Genomic DNA, 26,079 nt, shown 5'->3' with positions numbered 1-26,079 from the left:
GCTCAGCCCTCCGGGATCTCGAACTTGCTGGTGCGCCGCATGCCGGCCGCACGCCCCTTGCCGGAGATGACCAGCGCCATCTTGCGGCTGGCCTCGTCGATCATCTCGTCGCCGAGCATCGCCGAGCCCTTCTTGCCGCCGGCCTCGGAGGTGTAGTAGTCGTACGCGTCCAGGATCAGCTCGGCGTGGTCGTAGTCCTCCTGGGAGGGCGAGAAGATCTCGTTGGACGCCTCGACCTGGCCCGGGTGCAGGACCCACTTGCCGTCGAAGCCGAGGGCGGCGGCGCGCTGCGCGACCTCGCGGTAGCCGTCCACATTGCGGATCTGCAGGTAGGGGCCGTCGATGGCCTGGAGGTTGTTGGCACGGGCGGCCATCAGGATCTTCATCAGGATGAAGTGGTAGGCGTCCGCCGGGTAGCCGGGCGGCTGCTCGCCCACGACGAGGGACTTCATGTTGATGGACGCCATGAAGTCGGCCGGGCCGAAGATGATGGTCTCCACGCGCGGGCTGGCCTGGGCGATCTCGTTGACGTTGTTCAGGCCCTGCGCGTTCTCGATCTGCGCCTCGATGCCGATCCGGCCGACCTCGAAGCCCATCGTCTTCTCGATCTGGGTGAGGAGGAGGTCGAGCGCGACGATCTGCTGGGCGTCCTGGACCTTAGGGAGCATGATGCAGTCCAGGTTCGGGCCCGCGCCCTCCACCACCGTCACGACGTCGCGGTACGTCCACTCGGTCGTCCAGTCGTTGACGCGCACGACGCGGGTCTTGCCGGTCCAGTCGCCCTCGTTGAGGAACTTGACGATGGTGTGCCGCGCCTCCGGCTTGGCGAGCGGCGCGCAGGCGTCCTCCAGGTCGAGGAAGACCTGGTCCGCCGGGAGACCCTGGGCCTTCTCCAGGAAGCGCGGGTTCGAGCCCGGTACGGCCAGGCAGGAACGCCGGGGGCGGAGACGGTTGACCGTGGTCATGCGGGGACCTCCAGGGGGTCGAGCTTGTTCGCTTTCCGGATCTCGTCGACGATCCGGCCGATGATGCCGGTGATGTCGAAGTCCTTCGGGGTGAAGACCGCGGCCACTCCCGCGGCCCGCAGTTCCTCGGCGTCACCGTTCGGGATGATGCCACCGGCGATCACCGGTATATCTGTGGCACCGGCCACACGGAGCCGTTCGAGCACGTCCGGCACCAGTTGGGCGTGCGAGCCGGACAGGATGGACAGGCCCACCGCGTGCACGTCCTCGGCGAGGGCGGCGTCCACGATCTGCTCCGGGGTGAGCCGGATGCCCTGGTAGACCACCTCGAACCCGGCGTCGCGGGCGCGCACGGCGATCTGCTCGGCGCCGTTGGAGTGGCCGTCCAGGCCGGGCTTGCCGACCAGGAAGCGGAGCTTGCCGACGCCCATCTCCTTGGCCGTCAGCTCCACCGTGCGGCGCACCTCGGAGAGGGCCGAACCCTCCTCGGCGGTGACCGCGACGGGCGCCGAGGACACCCCGGTCGGTGCGCGGAACTCACCGAAGACCTCGCGCAGTGCCCCGGCCCACTCGCCGGTCGTGGCGCCGGCGCGGGCGCACTCCAGGGTGGCCTCCATGAGGTTGCCGGTGCCGCGCGCGGCCTCCTTCAGCTTCTCCAGCGCCTTGCAGGGGCGCGGGTGGTTGAAGGGGGGCTGGTAGCGGCTGTCGCGCCAGTTCCGCAGCGAGGCGATGACGCGGGCCTCCACCGCCGGGTCGACCGTCTGGATCGCGGTGTCCAGGTCGGCGGTCAGCGGGTTGGGCTCGGTGCCCTCGAAGGCGTTGACACCGATGATCTTCTCCTCGCCGGACTCGATCCGGGCCCGGCGCTCGGCGTGCGAGGCGACCAGTTGCGACTTGAGGTAGCCGGACTCCACGGCGGCCATCGCGCCGCCCATCTCCTGGATGCGGTCGATCTCCGCGAAGGCCGCCTCGACCAGCTCGTCGACCTTCGCCTCGACCACCTTCGAACCCTCGAAGAGGTCCTCGTACTCCAGCAGGTCGCTCTCGTGCGCCAGCACCTGCTGGATGCGCAGCGACCACTGCTGGTCCCAGGGGCGCGGCAGGCCCAGCGCCTCGTTCCAGGCCGGCAACTGCACGGCACGCGCGCGTGCGTCCTTGGAGAGGGTGACCGCCAGCATCTCGAGGACGATCCGCTGGACGTTGTTCTCCGGCTGCGCCTCGGTCAGGCCCAGGGAGTTGACCTGGACGCCGTAGCGGAAGCGGCGGTGCTTGGGGTTCTCGATGCCGTACCGCTCGCGTGTGATGCGGTCCCAGATGCGGCCGAAGGCGCGCATCTTGCACATCTCCTCGACGAAGCGCACGCCCGCGTTCACGAAGAAGGAGATGCGGCCGACCACGTCGCCCATGCGCTCCTGCGGCACCTGACCGCTGTCGCGCACCGCGTCGAGCACGGCGATCGCGGTGGACATCGCGTACGCGATCTCCTGCACCGGCGTGGCGCCCGCCTCCTGCAGGTGGTAGCTGCAGATGTTGATCGGGTTCCACTTGGGCAGGTGGGAGACCGTGTACGCGATCATGTCGGTCGTCAGACGGAGCGACGGCCCCGGCGGGAAGACGTGCGTCCCCCGGGACAGGTACTCCTTGACGATGTCGTTCTGGGTCGTGCCCTGGAGCTTGGTGATGTCCGCGCCCTGCTCCTCCGCGACGACCTGGTAGAGCGCCAGCAGCCACATGGCCGTGGCGTTGATGGTCATCGAGGTGTTCATCTGCTCCAGCGGGATGTCCTGGAACAGCCGGCGCATGTCACCGAGGTGCGCGACCGGCACGCCGACCCGGCCGACCTCACCGCGGGCGAGGACGTGGTCCGAGTCGTACCCGGTCTGGGTCGGCAGGTCGAAGGCGACCGACAGACCCGTCTGGCCCTTGGCGAGGTTGCGCCGGTACAGCTCGTTGGACGCCTCGGCCGTGGAGTGACCGGCGTAGGTGCGCATGAGCCACGGCCGGTCCTTCTGACGCTCAGTCACGTGGCGCTCCTCAGATGTTCCGGAAGCGGTTGATGGCGTCGAGGTGCTTCGCGCGCTTCTCGTGGTCGCGCACGCCCAGGCCCTCCTCGGGGGCCAGGCACAGCACGCCGACCTTGCCCTGGTGGAGGTTGCGGTGGACGTCGTAGGCGGCCTGGCCGGTGTCCGCCAGCGAGTACACCTTGGAGAGCGTGGGGTGGATCTTGCCCTTGGCGATGAGGCGGTTGGCCTCCCAGGCCTCGCGGTAGTTGGCGAAGTGGGAGCCGATGATGCGCTTCAGGGACATCCACAGGTAGCGGTTGTCGTACTCGTGCATGTAGCCCGAGGTCGAGGCGCAGGTGGTGATGGTGCCGCCCTTGCGGGTGACGAAGACGGACGCGCCGAAGGTCTCGCGGCCGGGGTGCTCGAAGACGATGTCGATGTCCTCGCCGCCGGTGAGTTCGCGGATGCGCTTGCCGAAGCGCTTCCACTCCTTGGGGTCCTGGGTGTTCTCGTCCTTCCAGAACCGGTAGCCCTCGGCGTTGCGGTCGATGATCGCCTCGGCACCCATCGAGCGGCAGATCTCCGCCTTCTGCGGCGAGGAGACGACACAGATGGGGTTGGCGCCGCCGGCGAGGGCGAACTGGGTGGCGTAGGAGCCGAGTCCACCGCTGGCGCCCCAGATGAGGACGTTGTCGCCCTGCTTCATGCCGGCACCGTTGCGGGAGACGAGCTGGCGGTACGCGGTGGAGTTGACCAGGCCGGGAGCGGCGGCCTCCTCCCAGCTCAGGTGGTCCGGCTTCGGCATCAGCTGGTTGGACTTGACCAGCGCGATCTCCGCCAGGCCGCCGAAGTTGGTCTCGAAGCCCCAGATCCGCTGCTCGGGGTCGAGCATCGTGTCGTTGTGGCCGTCGGACGACTCCAGCTCGACGGAGAGGCAGTGCGCGACCACCTCGTCGCCCGCCTGCCAGGCGTTGACGCCCGGGCCGGTGCGCAGGACGACGCCGGCGAGGTCGGAGCCGATGATGTGGTACGGCAGGTCGTGGCGCTTGGTGAGCTCGCTGACCCGGCCGTAGCGCTCCAGGAACCCGAAGGTGGACAGCGGCTCGAAGATCGAGGTCCACACCGAGTTGTAGTTGACCGAGGAGGCCATGACGGCCACCAGGGCCTCGCCCGGGCCCAGCTCGGGCAGCGGCACCTCGTCCAGGTGGATCGACTTGCGGGGGTCCTTGTCGCGGGTCTCGAGGCCCGCGAACATCTCCGTCTCGTCCTTGTGCACGGTGATCGCGCGGTACGACTCGGGGAGCGGCAGAGCGGCGATGTCGGCCTTCGTGGCGTCGGTCGACTGGATCGCGTCCAGGATGTCCTTCACGGTCACGGTGTTGCCTCCGGCGGTGAGCGCCCTGAGGGAGGGGCGCTGAGGGGTACGTCGGTGCTGCTGAGGTGAGGGTGTGTGCCTGTGACGCAGGCGTTCGGGCGCGCAGGGGATGAGGTGCGGGGACAGCCCGAACACCTTCAACGTATGACACCGCGTGTCACCCCGCAAGGCACTGAGTGCCAGAAACTCATCTCAGATGAAATCTTTACGCGACAGATGAGCGATGATCGATCGAATCATCTCCCGCCACGGGTGAAAAAGGGGCACCGACATGCAAAAACGGCCACCCGGTGGGTGGCCGTCGTCACAGCGCGGAACAGTGCGGAAAGGGCGGTCAGCGCTCCTTGAGCGCCTGCTCGATGGTGCGCATGACCTCGTGCAGCGGCGCGTCGGTGCGCGCCACCGTCACGAGCACCTCGCCCTGCACGGAGGAGGACGCCGCGGCGGCCGGCGGCCGTGTGCCGGAGGTGGTGCCGCGGCCCGCCCCGATGCCCGTGCCGAAGGTCCTCCGCACGATCGCGAAGGCGTGGTCCAGCTCGGCCTCCACGTCGCCCTGCCCGTCGGCCCGCAGCCAGCGCCGCAGCACGTGGTTGTGCGCGGTGACCACGGCGGACGCGGCGACCTCCGCCAGCAGCGGGTCGTCGTTGGCGTCGTCGTCGTGCGCGTGCTCGTCGAAGTGACCCAGCAGGTAGCGGGTGAACAGGCGCTCGTAACGGGCCACCGACGCGATCTCCGCCTCGCGCAGCGTGGGCACCTCGCGCGTCAGCTTGTAGCGGGCGACCGAGATCTCCGGCCGGGCCGCGTACATCTTCATGACTTCCTTGATGCCGCGGCACACCGTGTCGAGCGGATGCTCGTGCGCGGGCGCCGCGTTGAGGACTGCCTCGGCGCGCACCAGAGTGTCGTCGTGGTCGGGGAAGATCGCCTCTTCCTTGGAGCGGAAGTGGCGGAAGAAGGTGCGGCGGGCGACCCCGGCCTGGGCCGCGATCTCGTCGACGGTGGTCGCCTCGTACCCCTTGGTCGCGAACAGCTCCATGGCCGCCGCCGCCAGTTCCCGGCGCATTTTGAGCCGCTGGGCGGCGGCCCGGCTGCCGGCCGTGCTCTCCGGAGCGTCGGACGTGGCTGAGGTACGTGAGGACTTGGCGGGCTGGGACATGACCCGAACGTACTGCATGTGGGCGCAATCATGCGCGTGACCGGGGATTCCCCCGCCCGCCCGGGGCGGGGGAGACCCGGCCGGATCCAGCAGCCCGCCCCAGTCCTCCTCGGGTCCGAACCCGTCGCCCGCCCGCTCAGCGGCGGGCATGCTCGCGGAAACCGCGGCCCGTCTTGCGGCCGAGGCAGCCCGCGGCCACCAGATGCTCGAGCAGCGGTGCCGGCGCCAGCCCGGGGTCGCGGAACTCGCGGTGCAGGACCTTCTCGATGGCCAGGGACACGTCCAGCCCCACCACGTCGAGCAGCTCGAAGGGGCCCATCGGGTAGCCGCCGCCCAGCTTCATCGCCGCGTCGATGTCGTCGAGGGTCGCGTAGTGCTCCTGCACCATCTTGACCGCGTTGTTGAGGTACGGGAACAGCAGCGCGTTCACGATGAAACCGGCCCGGTCGCCGCAGTCCACGGCGTGCTTGCGCACCGTGGCGCACACCTCGTGCACGGTGGCGTGCACGTCGTCGGCGGTCAGCACCGTGCGGACCACCTCGACCAGCTTCATCGCCGGGGCCGGGTTGAAGAAGTGCATGCCGATCACGTCCTGCGGACGCGAGGTGGCCCGGGCGCAGGCGACGACCGGCAGCGAGGACGTGGTGGTGGCCAGCACCGCGCCGGGCTTGCAGACCTTGTCCAGCGCGGCGAACAGCTGCCGCTTCACCTCCAGGTCCTCGGCGACGGCCTCCACGGCCAGGTCGACGTCGGCGAAGTCGTCGTACGTGCCCGTCGGCGTGATCAGCTCCAGCGTCCGCGCGGCCGCCTCCGCGGTCATGCGCCCCTTGTCGACCGACCGGGACAGGGACTTCCCGATCCGGGCCTTGGCCGTCTGCGCCTTCTCCGCGCTGCGGGCCGCCAGCACCACCTCGTACCCGGCCTTGGCGAACACCTCCGCGATGCCGGACGCCATGGTCCCCGAACCGGCCACGCCCACCGCACGCACCGGCCGCCCGGCGACCCCGGTGCCGCCCTCCGCCGGGGTGAGCGTGTCCGGCACCACGACCGCGCTGCCGGGCGACTCGTAGGTGTAGAAGCCCCGGCCCGCCTTGCGCCCCGTCAGGCCCGCCTCGCTGAGCTGCCTGAGGATTGGCGCGGGGGCGTGCAGCCGGTCGCGGGAGGCGGCGTACATGGCCTCCAGGACCGTGCGCGCGGTGTCCACGCCCACCAGGTCCAGCAGGGCCAGCGGCCCCATCGGCAGACCGCAGCCGAGCCGCATCGCCGCGTCGATGTCCTCGCGGGAGGCGTAGTTGGCCTCGTACATCGCGGCGGCCTGGTTGAGGTAGCCGAACAGCAGCCCGTCCGCGACGAAGCCGGGCCGGTCCCCGACCGCGACGGGCTCCTTGCCGAGGTCCAGGGCGAGGTCGGTGACCGCCGTGACGGCGGCGGGCGCGGTCAGCACCGAGGAGACGACCTCGACCAGCTTCATGGCCGGCGCCGGGTTGAAGAAGTGCAGGCCGAGCATCCGCTCCGGGCGGGCCGAGTCCGCGGCGAGCCGCGTGACGGACAGCGCGTTGGTGCCGGTCGCCAGGATCGCCTCCGGGCGCACGATCCCGTCCAGCTCCCGGAAGACCCGCTGCTTGATCTCGTACGACTCCGGGACCACCTCGATCACCAGGTCGGCGTCGGCGGCCGCCCGCAGGTCGGCGGAGGTGCGGACGCGGCCCAGGGCGGCGGCGCGCTCCTGCTCGGTCAGGCGCCCGCGCTCGACGGCCCGGGCGGTGGAGGACTCCAGCGCGGCGACGGCCTTGACGGCCTGGGCCTCGCTGACGTCGATGCCGACGACGTCGCGGCCGGCCACGGCCAGGACCTCGGCGATACCGGTGCCCATGGTGCCGAGGCCGACCACGGCGACGGTCCGGAGCGGGGACAGAGGGGTGTCGGACAGGGGAGTGGCCATCGCGGGACTCCAGGAATGAGGGGTGACGACGGGAGCACGCCCGGGTGCGCCGTCGCGGCGCACCGGGTGCGTGGAAAAGGAAGGAAAGGAGTGCGGGTGTTGCCGGGCTCGAACGGCGCACACGCCCGGTGCCGTCGTGGAGGGCGCGCACACGCCCGCCCGGCGGCCTGTGACCGGCCCTGTCCCGAGGCCGAGTCCTGATGCGGTACCCGAGGTACCGGACCGACTGCTCTCCCGGTGGTTGCGTCACCAGACCACCGTGAGGAGTTGCTGCGGGTGGGTGACCCGCTCGTCTGAGGTTAACCCGCGGGTAACGAGCGCGCCAGCCCTCCGTGTTCGTGATGTACGTCCCACGGGTCGGGTGACGCGCCTAACCTCGGTGTCATGGACGAAGAGTTGCGCGTGCTCACGGAGCGCTTACGGGCCGAGTCGGCCGCATCCGGCGCCCCGGGCACCACGGCGGAGTACGACCGGCTGGTGGCGACCGGGGACCACGACGAGCTGGCCGCGGTGCTCACCGAGCCGGGACACCCGCTGTGGGCCCGGGAACTGGCCGCCTTCCGGCTGGGCGTGGCGGGGGACCGGCGGGCCTTCGAATCGCTCGTGCTGCTGCTCAATCACCGCGACCCACCGCGCTGCGCCTCGGCCGCCCACGCCCTCGCCCGCCTCGGCGACCCGCGCACCGCCCGCGCGGCCGCCGCGCTCGCCACCAACGAACTCCGGGTCGCCTATGCCCTGCACCCGGTACGGCTGCTGGTCGCACTGCGCGCCCCCGAGGCGGTGCCCGCGCTGATCACCACGCTGCGCCGGCGGCTGCGCCCGCACGACCCGTACCGGCGCGTCGCGCTGGCCTGCGTCGACGGCCTCGGCACCCTCGGCGACGAGCGCGCCGCCCCCGTCCTGAACGACGCGCTCGCCCACCCGGCACTGGCGGAGGCCGCGGTACGAGCGCTGGCGCGCATCCCGGGCCGGCGGTGAGCGGCGTCCGGCCGGTGCGGGCGGACGGCGGTACGGGTACGGAACGGCCGAACGGCGCGCGGGCCGCCCGAAGCCCGGCCGGCCGCGGTCGAGGCGTCGGCGGGGCGTCGGCGGGGCGTGCGGCGCCCAGGGGGACGTGGCGTGGCCGGTCGCGGGACCGGTCGGGGCGGTGACGTGCCGTCAGCTGCCCAACGGCCGCGCGTACCGCACCTCCGGTACCGCGACCCCCTCCACCACGAAGGGCTCCTCGGCGCCGTCGGGGCGGAACCCCGCCCGCTCGTAGAAGCGCCGGGCGCGGGCGTTGCCCTCGAGCACCCACAGGAGCATGCGCGCGTGCCCGGCGGCCTCGCACCGGTGTACCGACTCCCGAAGCAGGGCCTGCCCGATGCCCGTGCCGAACCGTCCCGCGTCGACGTAGAGCGCGTACAACTCGGCGTCCGCGGTGCGTGCCTCGGCGTCCCGGTAGCGGCCGGTGCAGGCCCAGCCGACGACCTCGCCGGCGTCGTCCTCGGCGACCAGGTTCACCACGTCCCCCGAGGCGCCGGTGAACATGGTCCGGCGCCGCTCGGCGTCGGCGGCCGGGTCCATCGCGTCGAGGTACGGCTGCGGCACCAGCCCCCGGTAGGCGGTCCGCCAGCCCCGGACGCGAATCCGGGACACGCGGTCGCAGTCCGCGAGAGCCATCTCCCGCACCCGCATCCGCACGGGCACCGGCCGCGGACTCACGGCGCCACGACCGCGAACGCCTCGATCTCCATGAGGAACTCCGGCCGCACCAGCGCGCCCACCTGCACCGCCGAGGCGGCCGGCAGCCGGTCGTCCGGTATGTGCGCGGCGCGCGCCGTCCGGATCGCCGCCATGTGCGCCATGTCCGTGACGAAGAAGGTCAGCTTCACGACGTCGTCGAAGGTCGCTCCGGCCGAGACCAGGCACCGGCGCAGGTTCTCGAACACCTGGCGGGCCTGGGCCACCGGGTCGCCCTCGCCGACCACCTTGCCGTCCTCGTCCAGGGCGAGCTGCCCCGAGACGGCCACGAACCGCCCGGTGCCGAGGACGACATGGGTGTACTGCGCTGCGGGCGCGACACCCTCGGGGGCGGGGATCCTCGTCAGTTCGCTCATGCGTCCATCGTGGACCACGGCACTGACAACGCCGCCCGGGGGGTCAGCCGCGGAAGCCGAGCAGCCCGTGCAGGGTGGACCCCCGTGAGGACGTCGAAGCCGCCTTGGACTCCAGGGGCTTCGGCTCCGGCAGCGCCGCACACACCGCGTCCACGCCGCCGTCGCCGCGCGGCACGGTGCCGTCGGTCAGATAGGCGGCCAGGTGCTCGTCCAGGCAGTCGTTCCCGCTCAGCGTGATGCCGTGGTTCCCGCCGCCCTCCTCGACGACGAGGCTGGAGCCGCGCAGCAGACGGTGCGCGGTGACGCCGCCCTCGTACGGCGTGGCCGCGTCGCCCGTCGCCTGGAACAGCAGTACCGGGGGCAGTTCGTCGTTGGCCACGTCCACCGGCTCCCGGGACTCCGTGGGCCAGAAGGCGCACGGTGCGTTGTACCAGGCGTTGTTCCACACCATGAAGGGCGCCTTCTCGTACAGGCCCCAGCTGTCGTCGCGCCACTCGTCCCAGTCGCGCGGCCAGCTCGCGTCGCGGCACTCGACGGCGGTGTAGACGCTGTACCCGTTGTCCCCGGAGGCGTCCAGGGCGCCGAAGTTGTCGTACGCCTCGACGAGCGGGCCGGTGTCCCCGTCGTTGACGTACGCGGCGAACGCCTCGGCCAGGTAGGGCCAGTAGCCGTTGTAGTACCCGCCGGGCATGTAGGTGTCCTCCAGTTCGGAGGCGCCGACCTTCCCGCCCGCCGGCTTCTTCGCCAGCGCCGCCCGCATGGCGTACCACGCGGTCTCGACCCGCTCGGGGTCGGTGCCCAGCCCGTACGCCGCGTCGTGCTCGGCGATCCAGGCCAGGAACGCCCGGTGGCGGTCGTTGAAGGCGAGGTCCTGGTTGAGGTTGGCGTCGTACCAGACGTCGTCCGGACCGACGACCGAGTCCAGGACCAGCCTCCGTACCCGGTCCGGGTAGAGCTTGGCGTAGACGGCGCCGAGGTAGGTGCCGTACGAGTAGCCGAAGTAGTTGAGCTTCTCGGAGCCGAGCGCCGCGCGGATCGCGTCCAGGTCCCGCGCGGCGCTGACCGTGTCGATGTGGGGCAGCACGTCCGCGTACTTGTCGCCGCAGGCGTCGGCGAAGGACTTCGCGCGCGTGAGGTTGGCCTGCTCGACGTCCGGCGTGTCCGGCAGCGAGTCGGGGCGCACCGGGTCGAAGTGGCCCGGCCGGCAGTCCAGTGCGGGACTGCTCCTGCCCACCCCGCGCGGGTCGAAGCCGATGACGTCGTACTGGGCGGCCACCTTCGCGGGCAGCGAGGAGGCCACGAACCCGGCGAGCGTCAGCCCGCTGCCGCCGGGGCCGCCGGGGTTCACCAGCAGGGGTCCCTGGTATGTCTCGGCGGTGTGCGGGACGCGGGACAACGCCAGCGTGATCTGCCTCCCGCGCGGACGCGCGTGGTCGAGCGGCACCTTCAGGGACGCGCACTGGAGCGTGGGGTAGTCCTCCGTGGCGCATTTCTTCCAGTGCGGTCCCGCGGCGGGTGCCGATTGCGCGGGCCGTGGGGCGCTCGCCCCGGCGGGGACGGCCGTGACGGTCCCGGCGGCGATGACGGCGGCGCCGCACAGCACGGCTGCGCGTTGTCTCATGGCGTTCTCCCAGGACTCCCGGAACGGCGGGGCAAGGGTCCGCGTGGGTCGCGGTCCTCGCCGGATCGTCCCGGGGAGCGCGTGCGGAAGAACGAGACCTGTCCATACTTGACCCGATTGGGTCGGAAGATGCCCTCCAATGCTCTTACTCGGCCGCTCCGGGCGGGCTCACGGTGCCGTCAGAGCCCGAGCCCGCCGGCAACCGACATCTCCTGCTTGGTGAACTCCCCCGTCAGCATGGGCATGGCCCGGCCGATCGCGTCCTTCGCCTCGGGCAGTTCCAGCGAGGCGTCGTGATGTTCCCGGGTGCGCCACACCTCGGTCACCCAGATCGTCGTCTCGTCGTCGTCGGACCGGCCGACCAGATAGAGGTCGCAGCCGGCTGACCGGAGGCCGTCGGCGCCGCTCAGGAGAAGGGAGACCACCTCCTCGCGGCAGCCGGGCCGGGTCTTCATCGAAGCGATGCAGCCGTAGGACATGGAGATCCCTTTCACCCTTGGCGAGGCCGCCTTCTTCGGCCGGAGCGCGTACCCGAAGGCTGTCAGATGAGCGAGAGCTGCACCGGCTCGGTGGGCGGGGCCTCGGCGGGGCGGGAGTGCTCCGGTTCGGCGATCCGGCGCGGCATCCCCGCGCGCGTGGGGCCGATGCCGTACTCGCGGGCCAGGTCGTGCACCTGGCGGGTGATCCGGCGCTGGTACCACTTCGGGGCGTAGGCGCCGTCCGCGTACAGCCGCTCGTAGCGGCGGACCAGGTGCGGGTGGTGCCGGCCGAGCCAGGCCATGAACCACTCCCGGGCGCCCGGGCGCAGATGCAGCACCAGGGGCGTCACCGAGGTGGCGCCCGCGGCGGCGATGGCGCGCACGGTGGCCCTCAGCTGGGCCGGCCGGTCGCCGAGGAAGGGGATGACCGGGGCCATCAGCACTCCGCAGCCGATGCCGCGCTCGCCGAGGGCTCGTACGACCTCCAGCCGGCGCTCCGGTGCGGGAGTGCCCGGCTCCACGGTGCGCCACAGCTCCGGGTCGGTGAAGCCGACCGAGACGGAGATGCCCACGTCCGTCACCCGGGCCGCGCGGGTCAGCAGGTCCAGGTCGCGCAGGATCAGCGTGCCCTTGGTCAGGATCGAGAAGGGGTTCGCCCGGTCGGTGAGGGCCTCGACGATGCCCGGCATCAGCCGGTAGCGGCCCTCCGCGCGCTGGTAGCAGTCGACGTTGGTGCCCATCGCGACGTGCTCGCCCTGCCAGCGCCGCGAGGCCAGCTGGCGGCGCAGCAGCTCGGGCGCGTTCACCTTGACGACGATCTGGGAGTCGAAATCGAGCCCCGTGTCGAGGTCCAGGTAGCTGTGCGTCTTGCGCGCGAAACAGTAGACGCACGCGTGCGTGCAGCCCCGGTAGGGGTTCACCGTCCACTCGAACGGCATGCGCGAGGCCCCCGGCACTCGGTTGAGGATCGAGCGGGCGCGCACCTCGTGGAAGGTGACGCCTGCGAACTCGGGCGTGTCGAACGTGCGCGTGACGACGGCGTCCGCGCCGAACAGCCCGGCGTCCGCGGCCCGGGCGTGGTCGGAGTCCGTGAGGTTCTCCCAGCGCATTTCGGCCTCCTCGGTAGCACTGGTCGACACAATAGAACACTTGTTCCCTTGATCGTGCGGGTGAGTCGCGCGGGGCCGCTTCACGCCCCCCGATTTGGTGGCCGCGCGGCGGGGTGGTTGGCTTGCCCCGAACCCGAGAACCAGGCCCTGGAGGGACCCGATGGCGCAGGTCGAGGCGACGACGGAGCGGATCGTCGCAGCGGACGCGGAGACGGTGTTCGACACCCTCGCCGACTACAGCGGCACCCGCGAGAAGCTGCTCCCCGAGCACTTCAGCGAGTACGAGGTCCGCGAGGGCGGCGACGGTGAGGGCACCCTCGTGCACTGGAAGCTGCAGGCCACCAGCAAGCGCGTTCGCGACTGCCTGCTGGAGGTCACCGAGCCCACCGACGGCGAGCTGGTCGAGAAGGACCGCAACTCCTCCATGGTCACCACCTGGCGGGTCACCCCGGCGGGCGAGGGCAGGTCCCGGGTCGTCGTGGTCACCACCTGGCAGGGTGCCGGCGGCGTCGGCGGCTTCTTCGAGAAGACGTTCGCACCCAAGGGCCTCGGCCGGATCTACGACGCCATGCTCGCCAAGCTCGCCGCCGAGGTCGAGAAGTAGCCAAACGGCAAGCAGGGGGCGCCTGTTGGGCGCCTCACCGGTTCGAGTGATCTCCGCGCGAACCCGTCGCACGTCCGTAACTCGTCGCACTTGTTCGCAGTTGTCGCCTCAGGTGGCAAATGTGAGCAGGTGTGACGAGGGGAGCGGTACGTGGGCGGGATCACTCTGGTGCAGGATCCGGTGGAGGACGGACCGGTCGTCGCGGCCCCGGCGCCACCCGGGCCCCCCGCCGCCGGAACGGGAGGGGAGCCGGAGCGGGAGGACCGGGAGCCGGACGCCGGGCTGAGTCCGCGCCGGGTGCGGCTGGTCTTCGTCGGGCTGATGCTGGCCCTGCTGCTCGCCGCCCTCGAGCAGATGATCGTCGCCACGGCCCTGCCGAAGATCGTCGGCGAGCTGCACGGCCTGGACCGGATGTCCTGGGCGATCACCGCGTACCTGCTCACCTCGACCATCGGGCTGCCGATCTACGGCAAGCTCGGCGACCTCCTCGGACGCAAGGGCGTCTTCCAGTTCGCCATCCTGGTCTTCGTCGTCGGCTCCGCGCTCGCCGGACGTGCGCAGAGCATGGACCAGCTGATCGCCTTCCGCGCGGTGCAGGGTGTCGGCGCCGGCGGCCTGATGATCGGCGTGCAGGCGATCATCGCGGACATCGTGCCGCCCCGCGAGCGCGGCCGCTTCATGGGCCTGATCGGCGCCGCCTTCGGACTCGCCTCCGTCGCGGGCCCGTTGCTCGGCGGCTACTTCACCGACCACCTCTCCTGGCGCTGGTGCTTCTACATCAACGTGCCCTTCGGCCTGGTCACCATGGCCGTCGTCGCCGTCGTCCTCAAGCTGCCCAGGCCGCGGGTCAAGCCCCGCCTCGACATCCTCGGCACCCTGATGCTCGCCGCCGCCTCCACCTGCCTGGTGCTGCTCACCAGCTGGGGCGGCACCGAGTACGCGTGGGGGTCGAGGACGATCCTCGGTCTCGCCGCCGGAGCGGTCGGCTCCACCCTGCTCTTCCTGGTTGCCGAGCGCTTCGCACCCGAACCGCTGATCCCGCTGCGCCTGTTCCGGGACTCCATCTTCAACGTCACCGCCCTGGTCGGCCTCGTCATCGGCGTCGCCCTGTTCGGCGCCGCGAGCTACCTGCCGACCTTCCTCCAGATGGTGGACGGCGCCAGCGCCACCGAATCCGGACTGCTGATGCTGCCGATGATGGGCGGCGTCGTCGGCGCCTCGATCATCTCCGGACAGCTCATCAGCCGTACCGGTCACTACCGGATCCACCCGATCCTCGGCAGCGCGCTGTCCGTCGTCGGCATGTGGCTGCTCTCCCGCCTCGACACCGACACGCCCCGGCTGCACTACAGCATCTGGATGGCGGTCCTCGGCGCCGGTATCGGCATGGTGATGCCCGTCCTCGTCCTCGCCGTGCAGAACTCCGTGCGCCCCACCGACCTGGGCACCGCCACCAGCGCCAACAACTACTTCCGGCAGATCGGCGGCAGCGTCGGCGCGGCCGTCTTCGGCACGCTCTTCGCGGGCCGGCTCACCGACGCCCTGGCCGACCGGATCCCCGCCGACGCGGGAGCCGGGCTCCCCGACGCCGAGGCCATCACCCCCCAGCTCGTCCACTCCCTGCCGCCGGCGCTGCGCGACGCCTACATCGGGGCGTACGCCGAAGCCATGCCGCGGATCTTCCTCTACCTGGTGCCGGTGCTCGTCCTCGGGCTCCTCATCGCCCTCTTCCTCAAGGAGAAACCCCTGGTGTCCCACAACGCCCCCGTCACCGAGCCGGAGACCGCGCGGCAGCCGCAGTACGCACAGCACGCACCGCAGGAACAGCCCGCCGCCCAGGTACCGCCGGCCCGGTCGCCCTACGCCGGCGGCATCCCCGTCTGCGGCACGGTGCAGCACCCCGACGGCACCGTCGTGCCCCGCGCGGCGCTCACCCTCATCGACGTCGGCGGACAGCAGATCGGCCGGGGCGCCAGCGGCGACGACGGACGGTACGCGCTGGCCACGCCCGGGTCCGGCGCGTACGTCCTGATCGCCGCGGCCGGTGGCCACCAGCCGCAGGCGGTCTCCGTGACGGTCGGCGAACGCCCGGTGGAACTGGACGTGGTCCTCGGCGGCGCCGGACGGCTGGCCGGCAGCGTCGTGACCGCCGACGGCAGCCCCGTGCGCGACGCGGCCGTCACCCTCACCAACGTGCACGGCGAGGTCGTCGCCACCACCCGCAGCGGCCGCGAGGGCGGCTACGTCATCACCGAGCTGGTGGCGGGCGAGTACACCCTCGCCGCCAGCGCCCCCGCCTTCCGCCCGGCCGCCCTGCCGGTCAGCGTCCAGGCCGCCCGGGAGACCCGCCAGGACGTCGAACTGGCCGGCGGGGCCGTGCTGCGCGGCACCGTACGGGCCAGTGGTGGACGGGCCGTGGAGGACGCGCGGGTGACGCTGCTCGACGCGGCGGGCAACGTGGTGGACACCCTGACCACCGGACCCGACGGCACGTTCCGGTTCGTCGACCTGTCGTCCGGCGAATACACCGTCATCGCGGCCGGATACCCGCCCGTCGCCACCGTGCTCCAGGTGGCCGGCGGCGGCCGCACCGAGCGCGACCTGCAGCTCGGACACGAGGACTGAGACCGGCACACCGGCGCGCGGGCGTGCGCCGGTGTGTTCGCGCGCCACCAATTCCCCCGTTGCCGCACATGGTCACCGGCCGCCACCGTACGGTGGTGACGGCGACACAGATCTTGCGGAGCCGTGGGCAGAGAGGGCCTGACGCCATGGACCATGGCACCGAGCGGGACGCACCTCCCGGCCGCCCGGCCGGACCCGGCACCGTGCCGGCCGACCCCGTGACGGGCCGTGTCCCGCTGGCCGTCGTCGTGGTGGACCGCGACGGGCTGGTCTCCCACTGGAGCCGAGGCGCACGAAGGCTGTTCGGCCTGCCGAAGGAAGAGGCGATCGGCCGCCCCGCCCCCGACCTGCTGCCCGTCTCGGGCGTGCTCGGGGACGTCGGCGGGACCGGGGACGACGACCCGGCCCACGGCCCTCACCCGGAGCACGACGGTCTCGGACCCGGCCTGGAGTCCTCCCTCGACGGGCGGCTGTCCTACCCGGCCGCCGGTCGCGCCCGGCTGACCGTGCCGGCCGATGCCCGGGTCGACGTGCTCTGGTGGGCGTACCCTCTGGTGGGCCCCGGTCCGGAACGGCTGCTCGTGCTGGCCGCCGACGCGGACGGGCTGCGCCGGGACTACGGCGGCGGGGGCGCCGAGGACAGCACGGAGGCGACCGTCGTCGAGCGGATCGCGCCCGGATTCGCCCTGCACACCGACTTCCCCGGCGCCGACGAACTCGCCCGCCGCCTCCCCGAGATCCTGCCCAGCATGAGCGTCGGCGAGAGTGCCCGCATCGTCGCGCAGGTCCTCGAACTGGGCTACCCCATCCTCGAGTTCAGCCAGAACGACCGGGTGCCCGTCACCCCCGACTGGGGTGTGCCCCGGCGGGCCGAGCGCCGGGCGCGCCGCGAGCGGGCCGCGCGGGCCCTGGCGGCGGGCGAACCGGTGCCCGACGAGTTGCGGGACGAGGCCGAGGACCTGGAGTACGCGGCGGTCCGCGAACGCCTGGAGTTCCTCAACGAGGTCAGCGGCGCGATCGGCACCTCGCTGGACCTCTCGCGGACCATCGTCGAGGTCAGCCGGGCGGTCGTCCCCCGCTTCACCGACGTCGCCGGCACCTATCTGCGCGAACAGGTCGTCGCCGGCGAGGGCTTCCCCGACGGCGTGCCCGACACGACGACGATGTGGCACCGGGTCGCCCTGGAGCACACCGACGAACCCGGCCGCTGGGACGACGTCGTCCCCGTCGGCGAGGCGATGCCCTTCCCGGCGCACACCCCCTTCTTCCAGTGCATGACCAGCGGAGAGCCGGTCCTGGTGCCCCGCATCACCGACGAGATGGGGCACGCCATCGCCTCCCAGTTCGAGAAGCGGGACATCCGGCCGCTCATCACGGGCCGCTCGATGCTGCTGGTGCCCCTGAAGGCACGCCAGGTCGTGCTCGGCTTCATGATCCTGCTCCGGCACCCGGAGCGGCCCGTCTTCAACGACATGGACCGCGTCACCGGCGCCGAACTCGCCGCCCGCGCGGGCCTGGTCCTCGACAACGCGCGCATGTACACCCACCAGGAGAACGTCGCCGAGACGCTCCAGGACAGCATGCTGCCGCACATCCCCGCGCGCATGGCCGGCTGCGACATCGCCACCCGCTATCTGCCGGGCACGCTGCTCGGCCGGGTCGGCGGCGACTGGTTCGACTCGGTCAAGCTGCCCGGCGCCCGCACCGCCCTCGTCGTCGGCGACGTCATGGGCCACGGCCTGGGATCGGCCGCGATGATGGGGCAACTGCGCACCGCCGTGCAGACCATGGCCGGTCTCGACCTGCCGCCCGCCCAGCTCCTGCGCAACCTCGACGACCTCGCCCAGCGCCTCGGCGACACCCACCTCGCGACCTGCCTGTACGCCGTGTACGACCCCATCGCCGGTGAACTGCACCTCGCCAACGCCGGCCACATCCCGCCCGTCCTGGTCCGCGCCGAGGACGGCGCCAGCGAGCTGATCGACCTGCCGACGGGGGCGCCGATCGGCGTCGGCGGGGTGCCCTTCGAGTCGGTGCGCGTGCCGGTGGGGCCCGGCGACCGGCTGGTGATGTGCACCGACGGCCTGGTGGAGGTGCGCGGCGAGGACATCGGCGTCGGCCTCGCCACCCTGTGCGAGTCCGCGGCGCACCCGGCCGCGTCCATGGACGACGCCTGCGACACCATCATCCGCGCCCTGGGCATCCGCGGCGGACGCAAGGACGACGTCGCGCTGCTGATGGCCCGGCTGACCGGCATCGAACCCGACGACGTCGCGGAGTGGCGCCTGGCCCGCGACCCGGCCGAGGTGGGCCGTGCCCGCGCGGCGGTCCGCGAGCAACTCCACGACTGGGAGCTGCCCGGCCTGGCCGCCCCGGCGGAACTCATGGTCAGCGAACTCGTCACCAACGCCGTCCGCCACGCGCACGCCCGCCCCGTCGAACTGCGCCTGGTGCGCGCCGACACGCTGCTGTGCGAGGTGGACGACGACGACCACGACCTGCCGGCCCTGAAGAGCGCGGGTCCCGACGACGAGACCGGGCGCGGCCTGCGCGTGGTCAGCACCCTGGCCCGCGAATGGGGCGCCAGTCGCACCAACGCGGGCAAGACCGTGTGGTTCGAACTGACCCTGCCCGCCCGGCACCGTCGGCCCCGTCAGACCCCCGCGCCGGCGTCCTAGGCGTCGTCGCGGCGCCGTGCCGCCCTGCGTTGCAGGGACTCGCGCCGGGCACGCAGCTCCTGCTGCCGACGGCGGCTCTTCTTGCCCCGCTCGGCCCGCGCCCGCGCGCCGGGGTCCCTGAGCTTCGTGTGGTCGAGCCTGGTCAGGTACCAGATGAGGCCGCAGAACAGGCCCAGGAGCAGCACCCCGAGGACACCGGCGAGCACCGGTGGCATGTCCGCGACCTCGATGTCCCGGTACCGTCCGACACTCACGCGTTCCCCCGTTCCCGTGGCCGCCCCCGTCGCCCCGTCCCCGGCCGACCGCCGCAATCTACCCGACCCGTCCGCGGTCCGAATCCGCCCGGCGCGAACGACCGGTGAAGGAACGCGCCGGGCGCTTGTGGCCGTGCGCCGGGCGCGGTACACCGTACGGACCCGTCGTCGTCGACGGGCTCGTACGTCGTCGCACCTGGGGAGCGGGCATGAGCGTGACGCGTCGGTACCGGGACGCCTGGGAGGGTTTCTGGAGCGAGGCCTCCGAGGACCGCGGGGCGGTGTTCTGGGACGCGGAACCGGCCCTGACCGCCGGTCGCCACCTGGCCCACTTCGAGCCGCACCTGACCGACGCGGGCCTGCCCCTGATCGACCTGGGCTGCGGCAACGGCACCCAGACCCGCTACCTCGCCGAGCGCTTCCCGCACGTCGTCGGCGCCGACCTCTCCGAGGCGGCCCTCGAACACGCCCGCCGCGCGGACCCGGCCGGGTCGGCCGCGTACCGGCGGCTGGACGCCGCCGACAAGGCCGAGGCGGAGACCCTGCACGCGGAGCTGGGCGACGCCAACGTCTACGTCCGCGGTGTCCTGCACCAGTGCGAGCCCGACGACCGTCAGCCTCTGGCCGACGTCGTCGCCGCGCTCCTGGGCGACCGCGGCCGCGCCTTCCTGGTGGAGCCCTCCCAGGCGGCCAAGACCGTCCTGATGGGCCTGGCCCGGGGCCCCGCCGGGCCGCCCGCCAAACTCGCCCCGGTCCTCCGTCACGGGCTGACCCCCGGCGCCGTTCCCGACGAGGCGGTGCCCGAGTACCTCCGCGCGGCCGGCCTCGCCGTCCTGGCGAGCGGCGAACTCCCGTTGCTCACCACGGAGTACACGCCGGACGGCACCCGCATCGAGCTGCCGTCGACGTGGGTGGTGGCGGGCCGGCCTGCGTGAGATGCGCTGTTCCTCGCGTTTGTATGACCGCACCGATTCCGGAGAAAGCGCTGATCGTAGGCCGTACGAGGTCAGTTTGACGGTCTAGACCACCGGTGGTTGTCCACAGCCCTGGCCGAGGCGGCCGGGCAGCGCGTACGGTTTCGAGCCATGAAGATCCTCATCAGCGCCGACATGGAAGGCGCCACCGGTGTCACCTGGCCGGCCGACGTGCTGCCGGGCACGCCGCAGTGGGAGCGGTGCCGGTCGATGTTCACCTCCGACGTGAACGCGGCCGTGCTGGGCTTCTTCGACGGCGGCGCCGACGAGGTGCTGGTCAACGAGGCGCACTGGTCCATGCGCAATCTGCTCCTGGAGCGGCTCGACGAGCGCACGGAGATGCTCACCGGGCGGCACAAGGCGCTGTCCATGGTGGAGGGCGTCCAGCACGGGGACGTGGACGGCATCGCGTTCGTCGGGTACCACGCGGGCGCCGGCATGGAGGGCGTCCTCGCGCACACCTACCTCGCCAACCAGCTCACCGGCGTCTGGCTGAACGACATACGCGCCAGCGAGGGTCTGCTCAACGCACACGTGGTCGCCGAGTACGGCGTGCCGGTGGTGCTGGTCACCGGGGACGACGTGGCCTGCGAGGACGCGCTCGGGTACGCGCCGGAGGCGCGGAAGGTCGCGGTCAAGGACCACGTGTCGCGGTACGCGGCCGTCTGCCGCACGCCGGCCAGGACCGCCGCCGACATCCGAGCCGCGGCGAAGGACGCGGCGACGCTCGCGGTGCGCCACGCACCGGTGACCGGCGGGCCGTTCACCCTCGCCATGGAGTTCGACGCCGAGCACCTCGCGGCGGCCGCGACCGTCGTGCCCGGGGTGGCGCAGGTCGGGGAGCGCAAGGTGGCGTACACCCACGACACGATGTTCGAGGCGATCCGGACGTTCAAGGCGGTCACCACGATCGTCTCGGCGGCGGTGGAGGAGCAGTATGGCTGAGCACACGGGCCCCGACCCGGCCACGGAAACGGGCGAACAGGCACTGGACGAGGTCGTCCGGTTCACCTCCGAACTGATCCGCATCGACACCACCAACCGGGGCGGCGGCGACTGCCGGGAGCGGCCGGCCGCCGAGTACGCCGCCGCACGGCTCGCCGAGGCCGGGATCGAGCCCACGCTCCTGGAGCGCACCGAGGGCCGCACCAACGTCGTGGCCCGCATCGAGGGCACCGACCCGTCGGCCGACGCGCTGCTGGTCCACGGTCATCTGGACGTGGTGCCGGCCGAGGCCGCCGACTGGAGCGTGCACCCCTTCTCCGGGGAGATCCGCGACGGCGTGGTGTGGGGGCGCGGCGCGGTCGACATGAAGAACATGGACGCGATGATCCTCGCGGTCGTCCGCGACTGGGCCCGGCAGGGAGTGCGGCCCCGGCGGGACGTGGTGATCGCGTTCACCGCGGACGAGGAGGCCAGCGCCGAGGACGGCTCCGGCTTCCTCGCCGACCGCCACGCCCCGTTGTTCGAGGGCTGCACCGAAGGCGTCAGCGAGTCCGGCGCGTTCACCTTCCACGACGGGGCCGGACGGCAGTTCTACCCCATCGCCGCCGGTGAGCGCGGCACCGGCTGGCTCAAGCTCACCGCCCGCGGACGCGCCGGTCACGGTTCGAAGGTGAACCGGGAGAACGCGGTCACCCGGCTCGCCGCCGCCATCACCCGCATCGGCGAACACGAGTGGCCGCTGCGCCTGACCCCCACCGTGCGCGCCGCCCTGACCGAGATCGCCGCCGTCTACGGCATCGAGACCGACCTGAGCGACGTCGACGCGCTGCTGGACAAGCTCGGCCCGGCCGCCAAGCTGGTCGAGGCCACCGTCCGCAACAGCGCCAACCCGACCATGCTGGACGCCGGTTACAAGGTCAACGTCATCCCCGGAGAAGCCGTCGCCCACGTCGACGGACGGTTCCTGTACGGGGGCGAGGACGAGTTCCGCGGCACCCTCGACCGGCTCACCGGGCCGGACGTGGACTGGGAGTTCGCCCACCGCGAGGTGGCGCTCCAGGCGCCGGTCGACTCGCCGACGTACGCCCGGATGCGCGCGGCGGTGCAGGAGTTCGCACCCGAGGGGCACGTCGTGCCCTACTGCATGTCCGGGGGCACGGACGCCAAGCAGTTCTCGCGGCTCGGCATCACCGGCTACGGCTTCGCGCCGCTCAGGCTGCCCGAGGGCTTCGACTACCAGGCCCTCTTCCACGGCGTGGACGAACGGGTCCCCGTCGAGGCGCTGCACTTCGGAGTCCGCGTCCTGGACCGTTTTCTGCGCACGGCCTAGAGACAGCCCCGGGGCCCGGCGCCCGAACGAACGAGCAGTTGTTGGAGGAGAAGTGGGGGAGTCAGTGTCGACTCTTTCGTACGGATCGTGGCCCTCGCCCGTCGACGCGGCGCTCGCCGCCGCGCACGACGGACGGCCCGACGACGTCGCCTTCGTCGGCGACGAGGTGTGGTGGACCGCGCCCCGGCCCACCGAGGGCGGACGGCGCACCCTGGTGCGGCGGCACGCCGACGGCACCGAGGAACCGGTCCTGCCGGCGCCGTGGAACGTGCGCAGCCGCGTCATCGAGTACGGCGGCCGGCCATGGGGTGCGGTCACGACCGACTCCGGCCCGCTCGTCGTCTTCGTGAACTTCGCCGACCAGCGGCTGTACGCCTTCACCCCGGGCGGCGACGAACCGCGCCCCCTCACACCGCTGTCCACGGTGGGCGGCGGACTGCGCTGGATCGAACCGGACCCGCACCCCGAGCGCGGTGAAGTGTGGTGCGTGCTGGAGGAGTTCACCGGCGAGGGCCCCACCGATCTGCGCCGCGTGCCCGTGGCGGTGCCGCTGGACGGCTCGGCGGCCGACGACCGCGCCGCGGTCCGCGAACTCGCCCCCGAGCGGCACCGCTTCGTCACCGGGCCCCGCCTCTCGCCCGACGGGCGCCGCGCCGCCTGGCTCGCCTGGGACCACCCGCGCATGCCCTGGGACGGCACCGAGCTGATCGTCGCCGAGGTCGGTCCCGAGGGCACCTTCCAGGACGCCCGGACGGTCGCGGGCGGACCCGAGGAGTCGATCGCCCAGGCCGACTGGGCACCGGACGGCACCCTGCTCCACGTCTCCGACCGCACCGGCTGGTGGAACCTCTACCGCGACGGGCGGCCCCTGTGCGCCCGCGAGGAGGAGTTCGGCGGGCCGCTGTGGAAGCTCGGGCAGCGCTGGTTCGCGCCCCTGGACAGCGGCCTGATCGCGGTCCTGCACGGCCGGGGCGCCGCCGTCCTCGGCATACTCGACCCCGAGACCGGCGAGGTCGTCGACGCGGCGGGCCCCTGGACGGAATTCGCACCCGCCCTCGCCGCGCACGGCGAACGGGTCGTCGGCGTCGGCGCCAGTGCCCACAGCGGCTTCGAGGTCGTCGAACTGGACGCCCGCACCGGCCGCGCCCGCGTGATCGGCGCACCCCACGAGGACGCCACCGACCCCGCCTACTACCCGCAGCCGCGGATCCGCACCTTCCAGGGCCCTGGCGGACGCGAGATCCACGCCCACCTCTACCCGCCGCACAACCCCGGCTGCCGGGCCCCGGAGGGCGAACTTCCGCCGTACGTCATCTGGGCGCACGGCGGCCCCACCAGTCGCGCCCCGCTCGTTCTCGACCTGGAGATCGCCTACTTCACCTCCCGGGGCATCGGCGTCGCCGAGGTCAACTACGGAGGCTCCAGCGGACACGGCCGGGAGTACCGCAACCGGCTGCGCGAGCAGTGGGGAGTCGTCGACGTCGAGGACTGCGCGGCCGTCGCCCTCGCCCTTGCCGAGGAAGGCGCCGCGGACCCGGAGCGGCTCGCCGTGCGCGGCGGCAGCGCGGGCGGCTGGACCTCCGCCGCGTCGCTGGCCGGCACCGACGTCTACGCCTGCGGCACGATCCTCTACCCGATCCTCGACCTCACCGGCTGGGGCACCGGGGAGACCCACGACTTCGAGTCGCAGTACCTGGAGAGCCTGATCGGCCCGTACGCCGAGGTCCCCGACCGCTACACCGAGCGGTCGCCCGCCGAGCACGCCGAGAGCGTCACCGCGCCGTTCCTGCTGCTCCAGGGGCTCGACGACGTGATCTGCCCGCCGGTGCAGTGCGAGCGGTTCCTGGCACGCATGGCGGGCCGAGGAGTGCCGCACGCCTACCTCACCTTCGAGGGAGAGGGACACGGATTCCGCCGGGCGGAGACCATGGTGCGCGCCCTGGAGGCCGAACTCTCCCTGTACGCCCAGACCTTCGGTCTGACCCCGCCCGGCGTCCCGACCCTGGAGCTGTCCCGATGAGCCGGGTGAGGGAACTGGTCCGGCCGCCGCGGCTCGCCCCCGGAGCCCGGGTGGCGGTCGTCGCACCCAGCGGACCCGTGCCCGAGGAGCGGATCCAGGCGGGCCTGGACGTGCTCCGCGGCTGGGACCTCGACCCGGTCGTTGCGCCGCACGTCCAGGACCGGCACGGCACCTTCGACTACCTCGCCGGCACCGACGCCGACCGGGCCGCCGACCTCCAGGCCGCCTGGTGCGACCCGTCCGTGGACGCGGTGCTCTGCGCCCGCGGCGGGTACGGCGCACAGCGCATGGTCGACCTGCTCGACTGGGAGGCGATGCGCGCGGCCGGTCCGAAGGTGCTCGTCGGATTCAGCGACATCACCGTGCTGCACGAGGCGTTCGCCACCCGCCTCGGCCTGGCCACCCTGCACGGACCGATGGCGGCGGCAGCCGACTTCATCAAGAACGCGCGGGCACAGGAACACCTGAGAGCCACCCTGTTCGCCCCGGAGACGGTCCGCGTGATCGCCTCCGACGGCACACCCCTGGTGCCGGGCCGGGCCCGCGGCGTCACCCTGGGCGGCTGCCTCGCCCTGCTCGCCGCCGAACTGGGCACCCCGCACGCCCGTTCCTGCGCGCGCGGCGGGCTGCTGTGTCTGGAGGACGTGGGGGAGGAGACCTACCGCGTCGACCGCTACCTCACGCAGTTGCTGCGGGCCGGCTGGCTCGACGGGGTCGCCGGCGTGCTGCTCGGCTCCTGGGAGGGGTGCGACCCCTACGAGCGGCTGCGGCCCCTGCTGGCCGACCGGCTCGGCGGCCTCGGCGTGCCGGTCGTCGAGGGCTTCGGTTTCGGGCACTGCGAGGGCGCGCTGACCGTCCCGTTCGGCATACCGGCGGAACTCGACGCGGACGCGGGCACCTTGACCCTGGACCGGCCGGCGCTGTGCTGACCGTCGTAGGCTGACCCCATGCCGCACATCCCGTCCCGTCACCTCGCCGAGGGCCCGCGCGTGGGCATCCGGCACTTCACCTACGAGGACGGTGCCGAGTTCACCGCCCGGGCCCGGGAGAGCAAGGACCTGCACCACCCCTGGCTCTTCCCGCCGGACAGCGCCCAGGCGTACGAGGCCTACGCGGGCCGGCTGATCGAGGACCGCACCAAGGCCGGGTTCCTGGTCTGCGAGAAGGACCCGGACCCGGCCTCCGGGGACGCCCCCGGCAGTTCCATCGCCGGGTTCGTGAACATCAACAACATCGTCGAGGGAGGATTCCTCAGCGGCGCGCTCGGCTACGGCGCCTTCGCGCACGCGGCGGGCCGCGGGCTGATGCGCGAAGGGCTGGACCTGGTGGTGCGGTACGCGTTCGGGCCGATGCGGCTGCACCGACTGGAGATCAACGTCCAGCCGGGCAACGCCGCCTCGATCGCACTGGCCCGCTCCTGCGGCTTCCACCTGGAGGGCTTCTCGCCGAGGATGCTCTACCTCGACGGCGCCTGGCGCGACCACCAGCGCTGGGCGATCACCGCCGAGACCGTGACTTCCGGTTGACCTTCATCGTGTCCAGGTCCGTCACCGTGGACCGCAGGTCGCGGAACCCGTAGCCGAGACCGCGCAGCGCGCCCTCCGCCCGGTCCTCCGCGATCGCCCCCGCCATCTCCTCACCGTCGGCCGCGTCCGACACCACCACGTAACGCATCGAGAAGTGCTTCAGCGGAGCGGGCTCGTACGACAGCGACCCCTCCTCGGTGAACCGCATGCTCGCCATCCCGTGCTCGCCCGCCTCGGCGAGCAACCGGGCCCGGGCGTCCTCGGTCAGACCGTCCCAGGTGCCCCGGACGATCACCCGGTAGGTGTGCTGCTCACTCACGCGCTGCTCTCTTCCCTCGTCCCGGCCCCGGCCCTCGTGGGCGCGCCGACCGCCC

22 protein-coding genes are annotated in these 26,079 nt (G+C 72.4%); 10 read left to right on the top strand and 12 right to left on the bottom strand.

Going from position 1 to position 26,079, the window contains the following annotated elements; all coding sequences use genetic code 11:
• Positions 1-2: 2 nt before the first annotated feature.
• From D1J63_RS06000 to D1J63_RS05980, 5 genes are all read right to left on the bottom strand, one after another.
• A complete protein-coding gene (locus tag D1J63_RS06000) occupies positions 3-965 on the bottom strand; it encodes a CoA ester lyase (protein ID WP_102928560.1) in 963 nt (320 codons plus the stop codon).
• Entirely contained in the window at positions 962-2,989 is a 2,028-nt protein-coding gene (locus D1J63_RS05995) for a protein meaA (RefSeq protein ID WP_125628046.1), read from the bottom strand. The genes D1J63_RS06000 and D1J63_RS05995 overlap by 4 nt, the downstream gene beginning before the upstream one ends.
• Before the next feature lie 10 nt (positions 2,990-2,999).
• Positions 3,000-4,337: a crotonyl-CoA carboxylase/reductase gene (gene ccrA, locus D1J63_RS05990; protein ID WP_176156143.1), complete on the bottom strand. Its 1,338-nt coding sequence runs from the start codon at positions 4,335-4,337 to the stop codon at positions 3,000-3,002.
• Positions 4,338-4,677: 340 nt separating this feature from the next.
• The gene (locus tag D1J63_RS05985; RefSeq protein WP_125628044.1) at positions 4,678-5,499 is read right to left on the bottom strand and encodes a TetR family transcriptional regulator; all 822 of its coding nucleotides are present in this window, start codon (positions 5,497-5,499) and stop codon (positions 4,678-4,680) included.
• Positions 5,500-5,635: 136 nt separating this feature from the next.
• Complete coding sequence (locus D1J63_RS05980) at positions 5,636-7,441, bottom strand: 3-hydroxyacyl-CoA dehydrogenase (RefSeq protein ID WP_125628043.1); 1,806 nt, start codon at positions 7,439-7,441, stop codon at positions 5,636-5,638.
• Between the two features lie 384 nt (positions 7,442-7,825).
• Between D1J63_RS05980 and D1J63_RS05975 the strand changes: the two genes are divergently transcribed.
• Positions 7,826-8,419: an adenylosuccinate lyase gene (locus tag D1J63_RS05975; protein WP_125628042.1), complete on the top strand. Its 594-nt coding sequence runs from the start codon at positions 7,826-7,828 to the stop codon at positions 8,417-8,419.
• A 180-nt stretch (positions 8,420-8,599) separates the two neighbouring features.
• Here the strand turns inward: D1J63_RS05975 and D1J63_RS05970 are convergent, their stop codons facing one another.
• The 5 genes from D1J63_RS05970 to D1J63_RS05950 all read right to left on the bottom strand — a co-directional run bounded on the left by D1J63_RS05970 (position 8,600) and on the right by D1J63_RS05950 (position 12,749).
• A complete protein-coding gene (locus D1J63_RS05970; RefSeq protein ID WP_241235520.1) occupies positions 8,600-9,103 on the bottom strand; it encodes a GNAT family N-acetyltransferase in 504 nt (167 codons plus the stop codon).
• Positions 9,104-9,141: 38 nt separating this feature from the next.
• Positions 9,142-9,540, bottom strand: coding sequence for a RidA family protein (locus D1J63_RS05965; RefSeq protein WP_125628041.1), 399 nt, complete (start codon positions 9,538-9,540; stop codon positions 9,142-9,144).
• 43 nt (positions 9,541-9,583) lie between these two features.
• Positions 9,584-11,161 carry an alpha/beta hydrolase gene (locus D1J63_RS05960; protein ID WP_125628040.1) on the bottom strand — a complete coding sequence of 526 codons (1,578 nt, stop codon included), beginning with the start codon at positions 11,159-11,161 and terminating at the stop codon, positions 9,584-9,586.
• 179 nt (positions 11,162-11,340) lie between these two features.
• Positions 11,341-11,640, bottom strand: a complete 300-nt coding sequence (locus tag D1J63_RS05955) for an antibiotic biosynthesis monooxygenase family protein (RefSeq protein ID WP_125628039.1) — start codon at positions 11,638-11,640, stop codon at positions 11,341-11,343.
• A gap of 62 nt (positions 11,641-11,702) precedes the next feature.
• The gene (locus D1J63_RS05950) at positions 11,703-12,749 is read right to left on the bottom strand and encodes an Rv2578c family radical SAM protein (RefSeq protein ID WP_125628038.1); all 1,047 of its coding nucleotides are present in this window, start codon (positions 12,747-12,749) and stop codon (positions 11,703-11,705) included.
• 160 nt (positions 12,750-12,909) lie between these two features.
• Between D1J63_RS05950 and D1J63_RS05945 the strand changes: the two genes are divergently transcribed.
• The 3 genes from D1J63_RS05945 (at position 12,910) to D1J63_RS05935 (ending at position 18,656) form a co-directional block, all read left to right on the top strand.
• On the top strand, positions 12,910-13,353 hold the full coding sequence (locus D1J63_RS05945; RefSeq protein ID WP_102927867.1) for an SRPBCC family protein: 444 nt from the start codon (positions 12,910-12,912) through the stop codon (positions 13,351-13,353).
• Positions 13,354-13,503: 150 nt separating this feature from the next.
• A complete protein-coding gene (locus D1J63_RS05940) occupies positions 13,504-15,978 on the top strand; it encodes an MFS transporter (RefSeq protein ID WP_125628037.1) in 2,475 nt (824 codons plus the stop codon).
• Positions 15,979-16,124: 146 nt separating this feature from the next.
• The gene (locus tag D1J63_RS05935; protein ID WP_164712731.1) at positions 16,125-18,656 is read left to right on the top strand and encodes a SpoIIE family protein phosphatase; all 2,532 of its coding nucleotides are present in this window, start codon (positions 16,125-16,127) and stop codon (positions 18,654-18,656) included.
• Here D1J63_RS05935 and D1J63_RS05930 read toward each other — a convergent pair.
• Positions 18,653-18,910, bottom strand: coding sequence for a hypothetical protein (locus D1J63_RS05930; protein ID WP_125628036.1), 258 nt, complete (start codon positions 18,908-18,910; stop codon positions 18,653-18,655). The genes D1J63_RS05935 and D1J63_RS05930 overlap by 4 nt on opposite strands.
• Positions 18,911-19,119: 209 nt before the next feature.
• Between D1J63_RS05930 and D1J63_RS05925 the strand changes: the two genes are divergently transcribed.
• From D1J63_RS05925 to D1J63_RS05900, 6 genes are all read left to right on the top strand, one after another.
• Positions 19,120-19,845: a class I SAM-dependent methyltransferase gene (locus tag D1J63_RS05925; protein ID WP_125628035.1), complete on the top strand. Its 726-nt coding sequence runs from the start codon at positions 19,120-19,122 to the stop codon at positions 19,843-19,845.
• 150 nt (positions 19,846-19,995) lie between these two features.
• Positions 19,996-20,829: a M55 family metallopeptidase gene (locus D1J63_RS05920; protein WP_125628034.1), complete on the top strand. Its 834-nt coding sequence runs from the start codon at positions 19,996-19,998 to the stop codon at positions 20,827-20,829.
• Positions 20,822-22,159, top strand: a complete 1,338-nt coding sequence (locus D1J63_RS05915; protein WP_125628033.1) for a M20/M25/M40 family metallo-hydrolase — start codon at positions 20,822-20,824, stop codon at positions 22,157-22,159. Before D1J63_RS05920 ends, D1J63_RS05915 begins: the two co-directional genes overlap by 8 nt.
• A 52-nt stretch (positions 22,160-22,211) precedes the next feature.
• The gene (locus tag D1J63_RS05910; RefSeq protein ID WP_125628032.1) at positions 22,212-24,179 is read left to right on the top strand and encodes a prolyl oligopeptidase family serine peptidase; all 1,968 of its coding nucleotides are present in this window, start codon (positions 22,212-22,214) and stop codon (positions 24,177-24,179) included.
• On the top strand, positions 24,176-25,108 hold the full coding sequence (locus D1J63_RS05905; protein ID WP_241235519.1) for an LD-carboxypeptidase: 933 nt from the start codon (positions 24,176-24,178) through the stop codon (positions 25,106-25,108). The genes D1J63_RS05910 and D1J63_RS05905 overlap by 4 nt, the downstream gene beginning before the upstream one ends.
• 18 nt (positions 25,109-25,126) lie before the next feature.
• Positions 25,127-25,705, top strand: a complete 579-nt coding sequence (locus D1J63_RS05900; protein ID WP_125628031.1) for a GNAT family protein — start codon at positions 25,127-25,129, stop codon at positions 25,703-25,705.
• Here D1J63_RS05900 and D1J63_RS05895 read toward each other — a convergent pair.
• Positions 25,677-26,024, bottom strand: coding sequence for a DUF6204 family protein (locus tag D1J63_RS05895; RefSeq protein WP_102927858.1), 348 nt, complete (start codon positions 26,022-26,024; stop codon positions 25,677-25,679). The genes D1J63_RS05900 and D1J63_RS05895 overlap by 29 nt on opposite strands.
• Between the last annotated feature and the right edge of the window lie 55 nt (positions 26,025-26,079).

Source organism: Streptomyces sp. KPB2 (genome assembly GCF_003950055.1).
Taxonomy (GTDB): domain Bacteria; phylum Actinomycetota; class Actinomycetes; order Streptomycetales; family Streptomycetaceae; genus Streptomyces; species Streptomyces salinarius.
Note: the sequence above shows the minus strand (reverse complement) of the source record. Positions and strands in the feature narration are given on the sequence as shown.